The organism is Bacillus sp. FF-1, assembly GCF_028548245.1.
GTDB classification, from domain to species: Bacteria; Bacillota; Bacilli; order Bacillales; family Bacillaceae_G; genus Bacillus_A; species Bacillus_A paranthracis.
The window spans coordinates 740,424-753,540 of the sequence record NZ_JAQQGG010000003.1; the positions used below are offsets into that span (position 1 = coordinate 740,424).

The 13,117-nt window shown below is 37.8% G+C and carries 18 protein-coding genes; 5 read left to right on the forward strand and 13 right to left on the reverse strand.

Translation table 11 applies throughout. The annotated features are described in order from the left end of the window. The first annotated feature begins 2 nt into the window (after window positions 1-2). Both PQF83_RS14330 and PQF83_RS14335 read left to right on the forward strand, forming a co-directional pair. On the forward strand, window positions 3-1,274 hold the full coding sequence (locus tag PQF83_RS14330; RefSeq protein ID WP_000558878.1) for an NAD(P)/FAD-dependent oxidoreductase: 1,272 nt from the start codon (window positions 3-5) through the stop codon (window positions 1,272-1,274). A 285-nt stretch (window positions 1,275-1,559) separates the two neighbouring features. After that, on the forward strand, window positions 1,560-2,996 hold the full coding sequence (locus PQF83_RS14335; RefSeq protein WP_001228033.1) for an MDR family MFS transporter: 1,437 nt from the start codon (window positions 1,560-1,562) through the stop codon (window positions 2,994-2,996). A 31-nt stretch (window positions 2,997-3,027) separates the two neighbouring features. Here PQF83_RS14335 and PQF83_RS14340 read toward each other — a convergent pair whose 3' ends face one another. Both PQF83_RS14340 and PQF83_RS14345 read right to left on the reverse strand, forming a co-directional pair. Next, entirely contained in the window at window positions 3,028-3,351 is a 324-nt protein-coding gene (locus tag PQF83_RS14340; protein WP_000098837.1) for an ArsR/SmtB family transcription factor, read from the reverse strand. Further along, complete coding sequence (locus PQF83_RS14345) at window positions 3,352-3,783, reverse strand: SRPBCC family protein (protein ID WP_000437668.1); 432 nt, start codon at window positions 3,781-3,783, stop codon at window positions 3,352-3,354. A gap of 424 nt (window positions 3,784-4,207) precedes the next feature. Between PQF83_RS14345 and PQF83_RS14350 the strand changes: the two genes are divergently transcribed. Beyond that, window positions 4,208-4,435: a DUF3973 domain-containing protein gene (locus PQF83_RS14350; RefSeq protein WP_000498984.1), complete on the forward strand. Its 228-nt coding sequence runs from the start codon at window positions 4,208-4,210 to the stop codon at window positions 4,433-4,435. Window positions 4,436-4,469: 34 nt separating this feature from the next. On the opposite strand, the gene PQF83_RS14355 is transcribed toward PQF83_RS14350, so the two are convergent. Together PQF83_RS14355 and PQF83_RS14360 are read right to left on the reverse strand one after the other, a co-directional pair. Continuing rightward, on the reverse strand, window positions 4,470-4,652 hold the full coding sequence (locus tag PQF83_RS14355) for a sporulation protein Cse60 (RefSeq protein ID WP_000621751.1): 183 nt from the start codon (window positions 4,650-4,652) through the stop codon (window positions 4,470-4,472). Window position 4,653: 1 nt separating this feature from the next. Further along, window positions 4,654-4,890, reverse strand: a complete 237-nt coding sequence (locus PQF83_RS14360) for a DUF2553 family protein (protein ID WP_000533800.1) — start codon at window positions 4,888-4,890, stop codon at window positions 4,654-4,656. A gap of 255 nt (window positions 4,891-5,145) precedes the next feature. Between PQF83_RS14360 and PQF83_RS14365 the strand changes: the two genes are divergently transcribed. Beyond that, window positions 5,146-5,640, forward strand: coding sequence for a CarD family transcriptional regulator (locus PQF83_RS14365; protein ID WP_001998466.1), 495 nt, complete (start codon window positions 5,146-5,148; stop codon window positions 5,638-5,640). A 71-nt stretch (window positions 5,641-5,711) separates the two neighbouring features. On the opposite strand, the gene PQF83_RS14370 is transcribed toward PQF83_RS14365, so the two are convergent. The 7 genes from PQF83_RS14370 to moeA form a co-directional block, all read right to left on the reverse strand. Further along, the gene (locus PQF83_RS14370) at window positions 5,712-6,497 is read right to left on the reverse strand and encodes a glucose 1-dehydrogenase (protein ID WP_000286687.1); all 786 of its coding nucleotides are present in this window, start codon (window positions 6,495-6,497) and stop codon (window positions 5,712-5,714) included. Between the two features lie 13 nt (window positions 6,498-6,510). Further along, window positions 6,511-7,368 carry a glucose uptake protein GlcU gene (glcU, locus tag PQF83_RS14375; RefSeq protein ID WP_000350871.1) on the reverse strand — a complete coding sequence of 286 codons (858 nt, stop codon included), beginning with the start codon at window positions 7,366-7,368 and terminating at the stop codon, window positions 6,511-6,513. Window positions 7,369-7,404: 36 nt separating this feature from the next. Continuing rightward, entirely contained in the window at window positions 7,405-7,824 is a 420-nt protein-coding gene (locus PQF83_RS14380; RefSeq protein WP_000717662.1) for a DUF3888 domain-containing protein, read from the reverse strand. Between the two features lie 93 nt (window positions 7,825-7,917). Further along, window positions 7,918-8,151, reverse strand: coding sequence for a molybdopterin converting factor subunit 1 (moaD, locus tag PQF83_RS14385; protein ID WP_000621789.1), 234 nt, complete (start codon window positions 8,149-8,151; stop codon window positions 7,918-7,920). 2 nt (window positions 8,152-8,153) lie between these two features. Further along, window positions 8,154-8,618 carry a molybdopterin synthase catalytic subunit MoaE gene (moaE, locus tag PQF83_RS14390; RefSeq protein ID WP_000799835.1) on the reverse strand — a complete coding sequence of 155 codons (465 nt, stop codon included), beginning with the start codon at window positions 8,616-8,618 and terminating at the stop codon, window positions 8,154-8,156. Continuing rightward, on the reverse strand, window positions 8,615-9,130 hold the full coding sequence (gene mobB / locus PQF83_RS14395; protein ID WP_000513637.1) for a molybdopterin-guanine dinucleotide biosynthesis protein B: 516 nt from the start codon (window positions 9,128-9,130) through the stop codon (window positions 8,615-8,617). The genes moaE and mobB overlap by 4 nt, the downstream gene beginning before the upstream one ends. Continuing rightward, window positions 9,100-10,389 (reverse strand): molybdopterin molybdotransferase MoeA, encoded by a 1,290-nt coding sequence (gene moeA / locus PQF83_RS14400; protein ID WP_000229678.1) that lies wholly within the window; start codon window positions 10,387-10,389, stop codon window positions 9,100-9,102. Before moeA ends, mobB begins: the two co-directional genes overlap by 31 nt. 83 nt (window positions 10,390-10,472) lie before the next feature. Here moeA and moaC point away from each other — a divergent pair, with 83 nt between their 5' ends. Next, window positions 10,473-10,958 (forward strand): cyclic pyranopterin monophosphate synthase MoaC, encoded by a 486-nt coding sequence (gene moaC, locus PQF83_RS14405; protein WP_000094151.1) that lies wholly within the window; start codon window positions 10,473-10,475, stop codon window positions 10,956-10,958. 38 nt (window positions 10,959-10,996) lie between these two features. On the opposite strand, the gene PQF83_RS14410 is transcribed toward moaC, so the two are convergent. Both PQF83_RS14410 and moaA read right to left on the reverse strand, forming a co-directional pair. Beyond that, window positions 10,997-12,010 (reverse strand): molybdopterin-synthase adenylyltransferase MoeB, encoded by a 1,014-nt coding sequence (locus tag PQF83_RS14410; RefSeq protein WP_001158102.1) that lies wholly within the window; start codon window positions 12,008-12,010, stop codon window positions 10,997-10,999. 16 nt (window positions 12,011-12,026) lie between these two features. Further along, complete coding sequence (gene moaA / locus PQF83_RS14415) at window positions 12,027-13,040, reverse strand: GTP 3',8-cyclase MoaA (protein ID WP_001157135.1); 1,014 nt, start codon at window positions 13,038-13,040, stop codon at window positions 12,027-12,029. Between the last annotated feature and the right edge of the window lie 77 nt (window positions 13,041-13,117).

Genomic DNA, 13,117 nt, shown 5'->3' on the forward strand with positions numbered 1-13,117 from the left:
TTATGCATTATGATGTTATTGTCATCGGCGGCGGGCCTTCTGGGCTAATGGCTGCAATCGGTGCTGCAGAAGAAGGCGCAAGCGTCTTGCTTCTTGATAAAGGAAATAAACTAGGGCGTAAACTTGCGATTTCTGGTGGCGGCCGCTGTAACGTAACGAACCGTCTACCACTTGATGAGATCGTTAAACATATACCAGGAAATGGCCGCTTCTTATACAGCGCTTTTTCTATTTTTAATAATGAAGATATTATTACATTCTTCGAAAATCTCGGTGTAAAACTGAAAGAAGAGGATCATGGCCGCATGTTCCCTGTTTCAAATAAAGCCCAATCGGTAGTAGACGCACTTTTAACACGATTAAAAGATTTAGGTGTAAAGATCCGCACGAATACACCTGTTGAAACGATTGAATATGAAAATGGTCAAACGAAAGCAGTCGTACTAAAGACTGGCGAAGTGCTAGAAACAAATCACGTCGTTATCGCTGTTGGCGGAAAATCAGTTCCTCAAACCGGTTCTACTGGAGACGGATATGCTTGGGCAGAAAAAGCTGGTCATACAATTACAGAATTATTCCCAACAGAAGTACCAATCCTTTCAAACGAACCATTTATTCGAGACCGTTCACTACAAGGCCTCGCTTTACGAGACGTAAACTTAAGTGTATTAAACCCGAAAGGAAAAGCTATCATTTCTCACAAAATGGACATGCTCTTCACTCACTTCGGTTTATCTGGTCCTGCTGCTCTTCGCTGTAGTCAATTCGTTGTAAAAGCACTGAAAAAGTTCAAAACGAATACAGTGCAAATGAGCATCGATGCATTGCCAGAAGAAAATAGTGAACAACTATTCCAGCGCATGCTGAAACAAATGAAAGAAGATCCGAAAAAAGGAATTAAAAACGTGTTAAAAGGTTATGTTCCTGAACGTTACTTCCTATTCTTATTAGAAAAAAATGAAATTGATGGCAGCGAGCAAGCTGGACAAGTTTCTCACGAGAAGATTCGTGCACTTGTGAAAGACTTTAAAGAATTTACTGTAAATGTAAATGGTACGCAGTCAATTGAAAAAGCATTCGTTACTGGCGGCGGTGTATCCGTTAAAGAAATTAACCCGAAAGAAATGTCTTCTAAATTCACGAACGGCTTATATTTCTGCGGGGAAGTTCTTGATATTCACGGTTATACTGGTGGCTATAACATTACATCTGCTCTCGTTACTGGTAGAATTGCCGGAACGACAGCTGGAGAAAACGCGAAAATGCAATATTAAACTGAGAAACAGGGATTCCTGTTTCTTTTTTTTATAGGTACATGAAATTATATCGGCGATTCTGTAAATATATCAGCGATTCTGCTACTTATATCGGCGATTTTCCAAATATATCAGCGATTCTGCTACTTATATCGGCGATTTTTCAAATATATCGACTTACCGACAAAAAACGACAAATATCCCCTCCCCTTAACTTTCCATTGCTTTTTTGTTGCTTTATTTACCTTAGTACCTTTATATTTTATATTGTTGAATATTTGAAAAAGGGTAAGGGGAAAACATATGAGAAAAAAAGTCATGATGTCTTTAATGCTAATGACGTTTCTTTCTGCTGTAGAAGGAACGATTGTTAGTACAGCGATCCCTCGTATAACGAGTGATTTATCCGGCGTTGAACTTGTTAGCTGGGTTTACGCAATTTACATGCTTGCCACAGCGGTTTCAACTCCAATATACGGAAAGCTAGCTGATTTATTTGGCCGTAAAAAAGTTTTACTTATTGGAGCTACAATCTTTTTAGTCGGTTCTGCACTTTGCGGTGTCGTTACATCGATGGAACAACTTATCGTCTTTCGTGCCCTTCAAGGTTTAGGTGCTGGTGCTGTCATGCCAATTACTATGACAATCATTGGTGACTTATATGACGAAGCGAAAGACCGCGCAAAAGCACAAGGATGGATAAGTGCTGTTTGGGGTGTCTCAGGTGTTATCGGACCATTAGTCGGCGGATTTTTAGTTGATTCTCTTTCTTGGCGTTATATTTTCTTCTTAAACGTTCCATTTGGAATTATCGCTTGCTTAATGATTGCCATTTACTACAAAGAATCTATTAAGCCTGCTAAGCACCATATCGACTATCTTGGTGCAACAGTATTCTCACTAAGTACGATTGCTCTACTATACGCATTATTAACAGGTAGCAGTAAGCAAAACTGGGGAGATATAACAATTATCGGCCTATTAATCTTCGCCGTCGTTTCATTCATTATTTTCTTATTCATCGAGAAAAAATCTCCGGAACCATTAATTCCGCTAGCACTTTTCTCTAACCGTACATTATCTACGATTAATATATTAACGCTTATCGCTGGCGCAATGATTATTAGTATTACAATGTACCTTCCAATTTGGAGCCAAGGTGTATTAGGAAAAAATGCAACAGAAGCCGGACTTATTTTAATGCCAATCCCTGTTATGTGGACATTTGGAGCTATTTTCTCTGGTAACTTAGTAGGAAAATTAAAAACGAAACAAATCATTTTACTTGGGGCTAGCATTTTATCAGTCGCTACGTTCTTATTATTTACATTATCAACACATTCACCATCGTTCCTTATTTATGTGGCAGTCGGATTATTCGGCTTAGGAATGGGGCTTGTGACACCGATTTACATGGTAACAATTCAAGCAGCCGTACCAGCTCATACACGTGGAACAGCCGTTGGTTTAAACACATTTATTAATACATTTAGTCAAACGTTAGGTGCGGCAATATTCGGTACAATCTTCAATACGATGATTCACGCACGTGGTATTAAAAACCTTGATCTTGTATCTGGCGGACATGGAGGTACTACAACAAACGTAGTAACCGAATCACAATCTGCATTAGCATCAAGTGTACACGTCATTTATATGAGCACTTTCGTATTAGCAGTATGTACATTAATTATCGCTTGGCTTTTATTAAAGCCCGCTACACAAACGAGTGAGCAATAAGAAAGAGGATGACCATTTCGGTCATCCTCTTTTACTCTTCATTCTCCACAATATGTTTCAGCATGGACAATTTATTATCCCAAAAACGTTCATAATACGAGAGCCACTGTTGTAATTCCTCTAATGGTTCTGGATGCAAGCGATATATTTTCTCTCTTCCGCTTTTTCTTCCACTTACTAAATTCGCTTCTGAAAGAATATGAAGGTGCTTTACAACCGCAGTACGACTCATCGGAAAATGATCCGTTATTTTGGAAATCGGTAACTCTTTATCGCTTAATAACCGTATTACTTCTCGGCGGGTTGGATCAGCAATTGCTTGAAACACATCATATTTCGCTGCTGATGAGGACACTTAGCCTTCGACAACCTTTTTCAGTTTTTCATTTACAATCGCTACCCAGCCTCCGCTCATTCTGTCGCGAATAATAGAGCTCTTCGCATTCGCTTTCGGAAGAATTTCATCAGGGTGTTTCCAGCCGCCGTGAATTAACGTAAATTCTGTTTTATTATCTCCTAGGTCTTTCAGATGAAATGAAACAACCCAGCCATCTGTATCCCATGAAAAAGATAGATGATTTGGCTCATCGATTTCTAATACTTTACATGGTGATGGTCCAAATGGTGATTGTATATGAAATTCATGTCCTACCTCTAATACGAAATCATTTGGCATAAACCATGAGGCAATCCCTTCTGCAGTTGATACTACATTCCACACCTTTTGAATAGACGCGTTAAAAACGATCGTTTGTTTAATGTCAGTTAATGTATGTTGTTGTTCCATTTCCATTCTCCTTTATTCGGCAATCAAATATAACACCTTTTGGTTACACTTCGATAATATAACACCTTTTAGTTTCATGTCAACGCTAACTCTTTTTTACTGTTGAGAAATTCTCAACATTTTTTCAACAGGACAAACACCCTCCGAACATTTCCTCATAATATACTCACAAAGGCAACAAAAAATAAAAACTTCTCTCAACATGAAACTCCATCATTCATCTTGGAAGAAGCGCCTTACGTATATCATGCGTATTTCGTCTCTCCTCCTTCCCTCAGGGACACTACGCGAGATATGAAAAATCAGAAGGAATATGCCCACCATTTGAGTAGGTAGTTATTTCTCTTCTCCTCAACATTTCCTTAGGAGCGAAATGACTACCGACTCACTTTTTTCAAACAAAAATAAAAAGGGGTTGAACGCTATGTTCTATTGCATTAACTGCTCTGATATTCACCATGAAAAACATCCGAATGATAAAGTATTCAAAAACGGTTTTTATATTGATCCATTTTTAGGTGATCGTTATCACCTTGGTATGTGTAAAGATGCCCAAAATCATGAGACAGGGGAGCCTCTTTTAACGACAAAGAAATTAGGCGCAACCCAATCTATTATGAACGTATTACCGACACATGTTGTCCCAACATAAAGCATAAAAAAGAGCTGGCTCATCCAGCTCTTTTTTATGCTTTATAAACGATCATTGCTGAAAAACAATAAATTTGGTTTTCGTCATCGTTAATAGAAACACCGACTTGGTACTTAATGTCTACAAAGTTACTATCATCAATCTTTTTCAAAAAAACATTTACAGCGTCTTCTAAGTCTTTTTCGTGACTTTCATCAAACACTTTTACACGAATCATGTTAACACCATCCTAGATCGCAGCCCTCCGCCGCTTGATTATTGCCACGGTGCGTATCTATGATGCGATAAAACTTTCCGTCTTCATATATATATCCGTCTTCTAACACATATTGTTTACCTTCAGTATAGACATAAAACTTACCTATCATAAATTTACTCGTATACAATTCCAAATAATCTGGTCTAAATTTAGCTACCACTTTATTTGTAATATCAATTTTTATTGTGCGCCCCACCTTCTCTCCCTCCTTTGCAAAGAACGGATTTAGGTATATTGTATTAGCGATTTTACATTTTATGCTTAAAAATAAGTGGATATGCCTCCTTTCTCCACCTGTACTATTTTTCTAAAAAAATCATCCATAAATAAAAGCAAAAAAAATATATATAAAAAGAGCTTTTACTTATTGACTCAAATATAATTATTATGGTATTATATAAAATTTGACATTTACATTTACTTATGCTATCATTAAAGATGGTTACCACATATGGAGGTGGATGATTTGTTTCAAATTGGTGATAAAATCGTTTATCCAATGAACGGCGCAGGAGTCATCGAAGCCATTGAAGAGAAAGAAATATTAGGAACAATACGTCAATATTGTGTAATACGTATCATTAGTAAGGATATGCAAGTAATGCTTCCGATGGATCAATTACAAAAATCAGGTATTCGTTATATCGTAGATAAAGGTACGTTAGATGATATACTTCTTGAATTTCAAAACGGGGAATCAGATACATCACTTTCCTGGAAACAAAGATATACAATGAATATGGAAAAAATGAAAAACGGCAATCTGCAAGATAGTGCAGAAGTTGTTCGGGATTTACTTCGCCGCAATAAAGAGAGAGCTTTAAATGCGAGCGAAAAACAAATGCTAGATAACGCCCGAAAAATGATGATTAGTGAAGTTGCACTCGTACAAAATGTTTCTGAACATCAAGCAACAGAATATCTTCAAGATACAATTAATCACTAAATTTAAAATAGCTGGCCGCTATTTTTTTTTGTAAAAAAGGACGAAGAGTTTTATCTCTTCGTCCTTTTCTATTACCCTCGCCCAGCTTGAAACGATGGGTATAACGTCATTCCACCATCTGCAAATAGCGTAATTCCAGTTACATAACTCGCCTCTGAGGAAGCGAGCCACGTTGCGACTGCTGCAATTTCTTCCGGTTTTCCAATGTAGCCCATCGGTATCATACTTTCTACGTCAGCACGTTTTTTAGGATCAGCAAACTTTTCTGCATTGATCGGCGTATTAATTGCACCTGGCCCTATATTATTTACTCGAATACCTTTTGGTGCATATTCTAACGCTAACGTTTCTGTCATTAGTTTCATACCGCCCTTACTAGCTGCATAATGCACGAATAGCGGCCACGGAATTTTCTCATGAACACTCGACATGTTAATGACAGATCCTTTAATATCATGTTCTACAAAATATTTAATCGCTTCACGGCTTCCTAAAAAAGCACCTGTTAAATTTGTGTTAATTACCCTATTCCAATCTTCAAGCGGCATTTCATGCGATGGTACCGCATTTTCTATCCCTGCATTATTAATCATAACGTCAAGCGTACCAAACTCTTTCACAGCAGATTGAATGAGATTCGCCACATCTGATTCGACCGTCACATCACCTTTTACAGCAATCGCTTCTCCACCTACTTGTTTAATTTCTTCTAACACATCATTCGCTTCTGATTCTCGTGAGCGATAGTTAATCACTACTTTTGCTTTCTCCGCAGCAAACCTTACTCCCATTGCTCTTCCAAGACCACTTGCTGATCCTGTAATAACGACAACCTTTCCTTCTAAATCACTATACATTTCCATACCTCCTTTAACTTTTTGCTATACCTAGCATAATTCCGGCTGCAATAATAAAAACGATACCGACAACGATACCCGTTAATTGACGTTTCGTTTTTCTTTCACCTAATATAAGAATCCCACCAAGTGTCGAAATAATAATTCCCATTTGCGATAACGAGAAACTTGTTGCCACTCCGACACGCGGTTGCGAAATGAATAAAAACATATTTCCAGCTGCCCAAATTAATCCTGGAATAATATTTCGTATTGCATATTTATTAAATGGATGATGTTTAAACGTAAGCAAAATCCCTCCTAACACCATACCAACTGCTTGTGGCAACAAAGCTGACCAACCATCTACGTTAAACAGTCTAATCACTACTACATAAACTAAATAACCGACTGTTGAAATTAATAAAATGATAATGCCCCTTTTAAAATTCCCCGCTTGCTCTGCATTCTTTTCTTCTTCACTTTGAAGAGATGTTAAAATAACACCAATAATAATACAAACGAGAGCTAATACACCAAGGACGACTGATATTGTTGTGGACCACTCATGAAATACGATGACTCCAAATAAAGTTGTCGCAACTAATTGAAGTCCTGTTGAAATGGGCATCGTCCTTGAAACGCCCATTAAATCAATACTTTTTAATTGATTCGCCTGACCAAGCGCCCAAAATAAACCTGACACAATACCAACTCCGATAACAGTAGGAGTCAATACTGGTTTCATAAAAATATAAACAACAATCGAGAAAATAAGCGCGCCAAGCGTTGTTCCGAGCGTTTGACTATACGGTCCCCCGCCCAGTTTTACGTTAAATAGCACAATACTTCCCCAAAATATAGCTGGTAAAATCGCTAAAAATATATCCATCGCTCATTACCTTTCTTTACTAAATGTCATAGGTTATCACTCTGAATCAGTAGAGTGAGCTTTTATTTTTTCTTTTTCCCTTTCACAAATCTTTTCTGCAATAGCACCAGAAACATTCTTTTCTCGCTCCACTTTCTTTATCCTTACGTGATCTAAATAATCTTCCAAAGTAAGCGTAACTTTATCATTCGGCGGGTTATGTGCTCCTTGAAATGTAAGAAATTGTAGCGTCACTTCATATCTAGGAACGAACTCACCATTCTTGCCGAGACGCTTTATATTGATAACTGAAGCACATTCATATTGATCTTCTGTCACTTGTCTTATCACAGAATAATATCGATTTAATAATGCACTTTCTAAAAGTTGTTCATTCGATTCTTTTGCCAAAGAATAACTTGGCAATAAAGAAAAGATAGAACATATCATTGTTAGCATTACACATATTTTTTTCATAACGCCCTCCTTGTTCTATACGTTAGTGTTCTCAAAAACGCCATAAAAAAACGACTTTCCCTACATAGGAAAGTCGTTTTAATGAATCCAATATTAACCACCGCTCACTGGTGGGATTAGTGCAACAACATCACCAGATTGAATCGTATCATCTTCATTTGCATATTCTTCATTAATCGCAACCATAATTGGTTCTGTGACTGGTACATTATATTCTTTTGCAATAACATCTTTTAACTCTGCAACCGTAATACTTTCTTTCTCTATTTGTAATTCACTTCTTCCTGCTTCTTCTTGCAAGTTCGCAAATAACAATACTCGAATCATACTTATAGCTCCTTCCCAGGCTCTCCCGCCGGATATGGCGTTTTTTCTAATTGATCGCCAATCCAAGAGTCTCCATCTTCCCAAAACTCCTTTTTCCAAATTGGAACAATTTGTTTTATGCGTTCCATAATATATTCATTTGCTTCATAAGCCGCTTTACGATGCGGCGTTGAAACAGCCACAACAACCGCGATATCAGAAATTTGCAGTGTACCGATGCGATGTGTAATCGCAACGTGTGTACCTGGCCACTTCTCTTTCACTTCTGATCCGATTTTCTCTAGCATCTTTTCTGCCATCGTTTTATAAGCGACATATTCTAAGTATAATGTACGACGCCCTTTCGTAAACTCTCTAACCGTTCCAATAAATGTTGTAACAGCACCACATTCGCGGCGAATAACCTTATTCGCTACTTCTTCAATTGAAATTTCTGTATCAATTACTTCATAATACGTATTTTTCATTTCGCACTCCTTACCGTTTGTAAAAACCAGTCTATGTACAATTTTTCTTCTGTTATATGAAATACTTTATATTCTTCTCGTAAGTTTGCAGGAGCATCATACCACGTAATAACTGCTACTATATTTTCTACTTTATGTAAAAGTTCAACATCTTCCGCAGAACGAAGTAACACCACTTTTGGATAGCTCTCTTTTTTATAGCCCTCAATTAAAATTGTATCCACTTCAAAAAACTCGTATAAACGGATAATTTCTTGCAAGGACCATTCCTCTCTTAATGATGACAATGAAAGTAACCCAGCACCTTCTACACTACTTACGACAGCACCGGCCTTTCTATGCCTTTCACTATCTTTTTGCGCTACTTCTGGAAACCCTCCATGCCCGTGATGTTTAATCGTAGCAACTTTCATTTCGCTTTCAGTTAATACATGTACAATTTTCTCAACAAGTGTTGTTTTCCCGCTATTTTGATACCCTACTATTTGTAAGATTGAAGGGGCTTTGCCCATGGCCAATCACATCCCTCAGCGTGCTCTAACAATAATACAGACACTTTCATCCCTGCCTCAAAGCCTCTCGTTCCTCCAGGCAACACAATAAAAGCATTCGCATCTGCAAGTGAAGATACCGCACTCGATTTATCTAAACCGACCGGCATCGCTTGTAATGCCCCGTCCACAATTGTCACCTTTGCTCTTACAAAACGAGTAAACGGATTCGGCTTTGGAAAATCTTTTTGTAAAATAGCATCTGCTCTATATATGTGAGGTTCTTTCGCATTCAAATATGTTTTTATAACTGGATGCACAAATAGCTCAAATCCTACGTAACAAGCTGACGGATTCCCTGATAAACCGAAAAGTAACTTTCCATCCACTTCAGCTACAGTCGTTACACTTCCTGGTCTCATCGCTATTTTATTGAAGAGTACATTCGCTTGTAATCTTTCATAAATAGCTGGCAAGTAGTCATAATCTCCTACCGACACACCGCCTGTCGTAATTAAAATATCAACTTCATCCATCGCTGCTTGAACAGCTGTAAAACATGCATCTAACTCGTCAGCAAGTTGGCCATAATATCGGACTTTACCTCCGGCTTTCATAATTTGAGCAGCAATCATATAAGAGTTACTATTTCTAATTTTCCCCGGCTGTAACGACTCATGTACTTCTAACAATTCACTTCCTGTCGTCACAATACCAACAACAGGCTGTTTTACAACTTTCACAGTACTATATCCAAACGTCGCTAATAAGGCCGCAACACCTGGATTAATTGCAACACCTTTCTGAACGAGAACTTGATTTTGTTTTATATCTTCCCCTTTAAATGACACATTGTCGCCACTATGAAAAGGACGCTTTAACTTCATATATGTTTTTCCGTTCTTCTCAAAGCCTTCCGTCAGTTCTAGCATTACAACTGCATTACAATCCGCTGGAATAGCTGCTCCTGTCATAATACGAACCGCCTGAAAAGATCCTACTGTATCTAGAAAAACAGACCCCGCTCCGATTTCTCCTATTACTTCAAACTCAATTGCATTCTCTTGATTTGCTTCTTTCGTATCTTCCGCTCGAATTGCGAAACCATCGTAAGGAGAACGATCAAAATGAGGAACGTCATGATCAGAGACAACATCCTCCCCAAGAATTCTCCCGTAACTTTCCGTAATAGAAACTTCTTCTACTTCACCAATTTTCGCATATTCCATTACTCTCTCTACTGCCTCAGCAACTTGAATCGGAATTCGTTTTTCTACCATCGTTTCTCACCCCATATTTGCAATTTTTTTTATCTCGATTAAACTTTATATATTAAATAGAAATTACTTCAAGGAGGAATTCCATGTCTTCATTCACACACTTTAATGACCAAGGACGCGCGAAAATGGTTGATATAAGCGACAAAAAAGCAACCGTTCGAACAGCAATTGCGCGCTCTAGCATTGTCGTTACAAAAGAAATTTACGATAAAATCTCTCATAATGAAATCGGGAAAGGTGACGTATTAGCAGTTGCACAAATCGCTGGTATTATGGCTGCGAAACGCACTTCTGATATTATCCCAATGTGTCATCCTTTATTATTAAAAGGTGTTGACGTTTCTTTCGATTGGAAACAATCTGATGAACAATATCGATTACTGATTGAAGTAAAAGTTAAAACAGAAGGTAGCACCGGTGTTGAAATGGAAGCTTTAACAGCTGCTTCCGCTACTGCCCTTACTGTGTATGATATGTGTAAAGCTGTTGATAAAGGTATGATTATTGGCGAAACGTACTTACTTGAAAAAACAGGTGGAAAAAGTGGAGATTATACGAGAAAGTCTTGATTTTCTCTCTGTTGAACCTAAAGGGTTTCTCTTTAGGTTCAACCTATGTATCTTGTATATAAACGTTTTGCTACATTTATATCATTCGTCCCATGAATAAAAGCTCTGCCATCTGTAAATAAAACAAAACGAAATTCCTCTACCAGAAACGATACTAAATACGGAGTAGCCTTTACATCCACACTTCTTTGTAAGCGCTTTTTAATTTCTTCTAAATTAAATTCATTCCGCACACCTGGACGGATTTGTACTGTATTTCGTCCACATAACACTTCTGTTTTCGTTTGTGCTTCAAATGTTAAACTCGGATATGTACGTAATCTTCCGCAAGATAAACACGTTTCTTTTTTCTGTCTATTCACTTTAAATGCCATCTGTTGATTATTCCAAAGATCAAACGATAACATCGTTTCGCGAAGCGCCCCATAGTCTTCTACTAATATTTTCAACGCTTCTGTTATTTGATGCGCAACTACTAATTGCACCGCCGGCTGTATAATACCAGCCGTATCACATGTTGCTCCGCTTGCTGGATGCTCCATTAAACAGCGGAAACACGGTGTTTTTCCTGGTACAATTGTATACGTTACTCCGTAGCTTCCGACACAACCACCATATATCCATGGAATATTATACTTTTGTGAAATATCATTAATAAGAAGACGCGTTTCAAAATTATCTGTCGCATCTAATATTAAATCTACACCCTTCACTAACTCTTCCATTTCCTGCACTGTTACATCAGTCACAACCGGATTTATTTCCACCTCAGAATTAATCGCTTTTAAATGCTCTGCCGCTGCTACCGCCTTCGGTTTATACTGCTTTGCATCTTCTTCTGTATATAATTGTTGCCTTTGTAAATTACTCCACTCTACATAATCACGATCCGCAATTGTTACTTTTCCAACACCTGCTCTAACAATCGCTTCTGCATTTGCTGCACCAAGAGCTCCCGCACCAATAATAAGCACATGCTTCTCTCTAATTTTTCTCTGTCCTTCTTCTCCAACACCAGAAAATAATATTTGCCTTGAATATCGCTCCTGCATACGATAGCCCCCTTTCTTATCCTCCTATATAAGACATTTCAATTTTCGGACGATTTTTTGCACTTTCTTCTGTCCGTTCATCCGAATACCTATCTTTTCTATTCATCCATACATCTTGTATAACACGTAATAACTCCTCATCTGAAAGATTCCCTCTAAGAAGCTCCCTTAGATCGAGTCCTTCTGTCGCAAATAAGCAAGTATAAAACTTTCCATCTGCTGAAATTCTCGCTCTCGTACAAGAGGAACAAAAGGACTCAGAAACAGAAGTAATAAAACCGACTTCAATATTTGTTCCGACGTAACGATATCTCTTCGCAACTTCACCAAAATAATGCGCTTCAGCTTGCTCAAGCGGATACACGCGATGAATCATCTCAATTAACTCTCGCTTCGTAACGACTTGATCAAAGTTCCATCCATTTGTACTACCAACATCCATAAACTCAATAAACCTAAGCGAGATTCCTTGCTCTTTAAAATACGCAGCCATCGGAAGTACTTGATGATCATTCATCCCTTTTTTCACAACCATATTTACCTTTACATCAAGCCCGGCCTCTTTTGCAGCTATAATTCCCTTTATAACAGGTTTCGTATTAATATTCCGGCCATTAATAGCCTTAAATATATCATCATCTATTGCATCCAAACTAACATTTACTCTATGTAATCCAGCTTCTTTTAATACTTTTGCTTGCTTTGTTAAATGAATTGCATTGGTCGTTAACCCTATATCTAACAGCCCGTCAATTTTCACGAGACGTGCAATAAGTTTTGTTAAATCTTTACGAAGTAGTGGCTCGCCACCAGTAAGTCTAATTTTTCGTACACCGATGCTCACAAATAGTTTTGCTAAACGCTCAATTTCATCAAACGTCAGTAAAAACTCATCTTTCAAAAAAGCATAATCTGGCCCAAACACTTCCGCTGGCATACAATATGTACATCTAAAATTGCAACGATCAATGACAGATATGCGTAAATCTTGAAGTGGGCGTCCAAAAAAATCTGTAACCATCTCCTGCATCGCCACCCTCCCTTTCTGCCAAATTTCTCTCTTTTCATTCTATTATAATATATTTTCGAACTGCGATGTTTTTACTC

Excerpts from the sequence above, each read along its gene's own strand:
- PQF83_RS14330 (WP_000558878.1), top strand. The coding sequence starts at position 3 with ATGCATTATGATGTTATTGTCATCGGCGGCGGGCCTTCTGGGCTAATG.
- PQF83_RS14335 (WP_001228033.1), top strand. The coding sequence starts at position 1,560 with ATGAGAAAAAAAGTCATGATGTCTTTAATGCTAATGACGTTTCTTTCT.
- PQF83_RS14345 (WP_000437668.1), bottom strand. The coding sequence starts at position 3,783 with ATGGAACAACAACATACATTAACTGACATTAAACAAACGATCGTTTTT.
- PQF83_RS14350 (WP_000498984.1), top strand. The coding sequence starts at position 4,208 with ATGTTCTATTGCATTAACTGCTCTGATATTCACCATGAAAAACATCCG.
- PQF83_RS14355 (WP_000621751.1), bottom strand. The coding sequence starts at position 4,652 with ATGATTCGTGTAAAAGTGTTTGATGAAAGTCACGAAAAAGACTTAGAA.
- PQF83_RS14365 (WP_001998466.1), top strand. The coding sequence starts at position 5,146 with ATGGAGGTGGATGATTTGTTTCAAATTGGTGATAAAATCGTTTATCCA.
- PQF83_RS14370 (WP_000286687.1), bottom strand. The coding sequence starts at position 6,497 with ATGTATAGTGATTTAGAAGGAAAGGTTGTCGTTATTACAGGATCAGCA.
- glcU (WP_000350871.1), bottom strand. The coding sequence starts at position 7,368 with ATGGATATATTTTTAGCGATTTTACCAGCTATATTTTGGGGAAGTATT.
- PQF83_RS14380 (WP_000717662.1), bottom strand. The coding sequence starts at position 7,824 with ATGAAAAAAATATGTGTAATGCTAACAATGATATGTTCTATCTTTTCT.
- moaD (WP_000621789.1), bottom strand. The coding sequence starts at position 8,151 with ATGATTCGAGTATTGTTATTTGCGAACTTGCAAGAAGAAGCAGGAAGA.
- moaE (WP_000799835.1), bottom strand. The coding sequence starts at position 8,618 with ATGAAAAATACGTATTATGAAGTAATTGATACAGAAATTTCAATTGAA.
- mobB (WP_000513637.1), bottom strand. The coding sequence starts at position 9,130 with ATGGGCAAAGCCCCTTCAATCTTACAAATAGTAGGGTATCAAAATAGC.
- moeA (WP_000229678.1), bottom strand. The coding sequence starts at position 10,389 with ATGGTAGAAAAACGAATTCCGATTCAAGTTGCTGAGGCAGTAGAGAGA.
- moaC (WP_000094151.1), top strand. The coding sequence starts at position 10,473 with ATGTCTTCATTCACACACTTTAATGACCAAGGACGCGCGAAAATGGTT.
- PQF83_RS14410 (WP_001158102.1), bottom strand. The coding sequence starts at position 12,010 with ATGCAGGAGCGATATTCAAGGCAAATATTATTTTCTGGTGTTGGAGAA.
- moaA (WP_001157135.1), bottom strand. The coding sequence starts at position 13,040 with ATGCAGGAGATGGTTACAGATTTTTTTGGACGCCCACTTCAAGATTTA.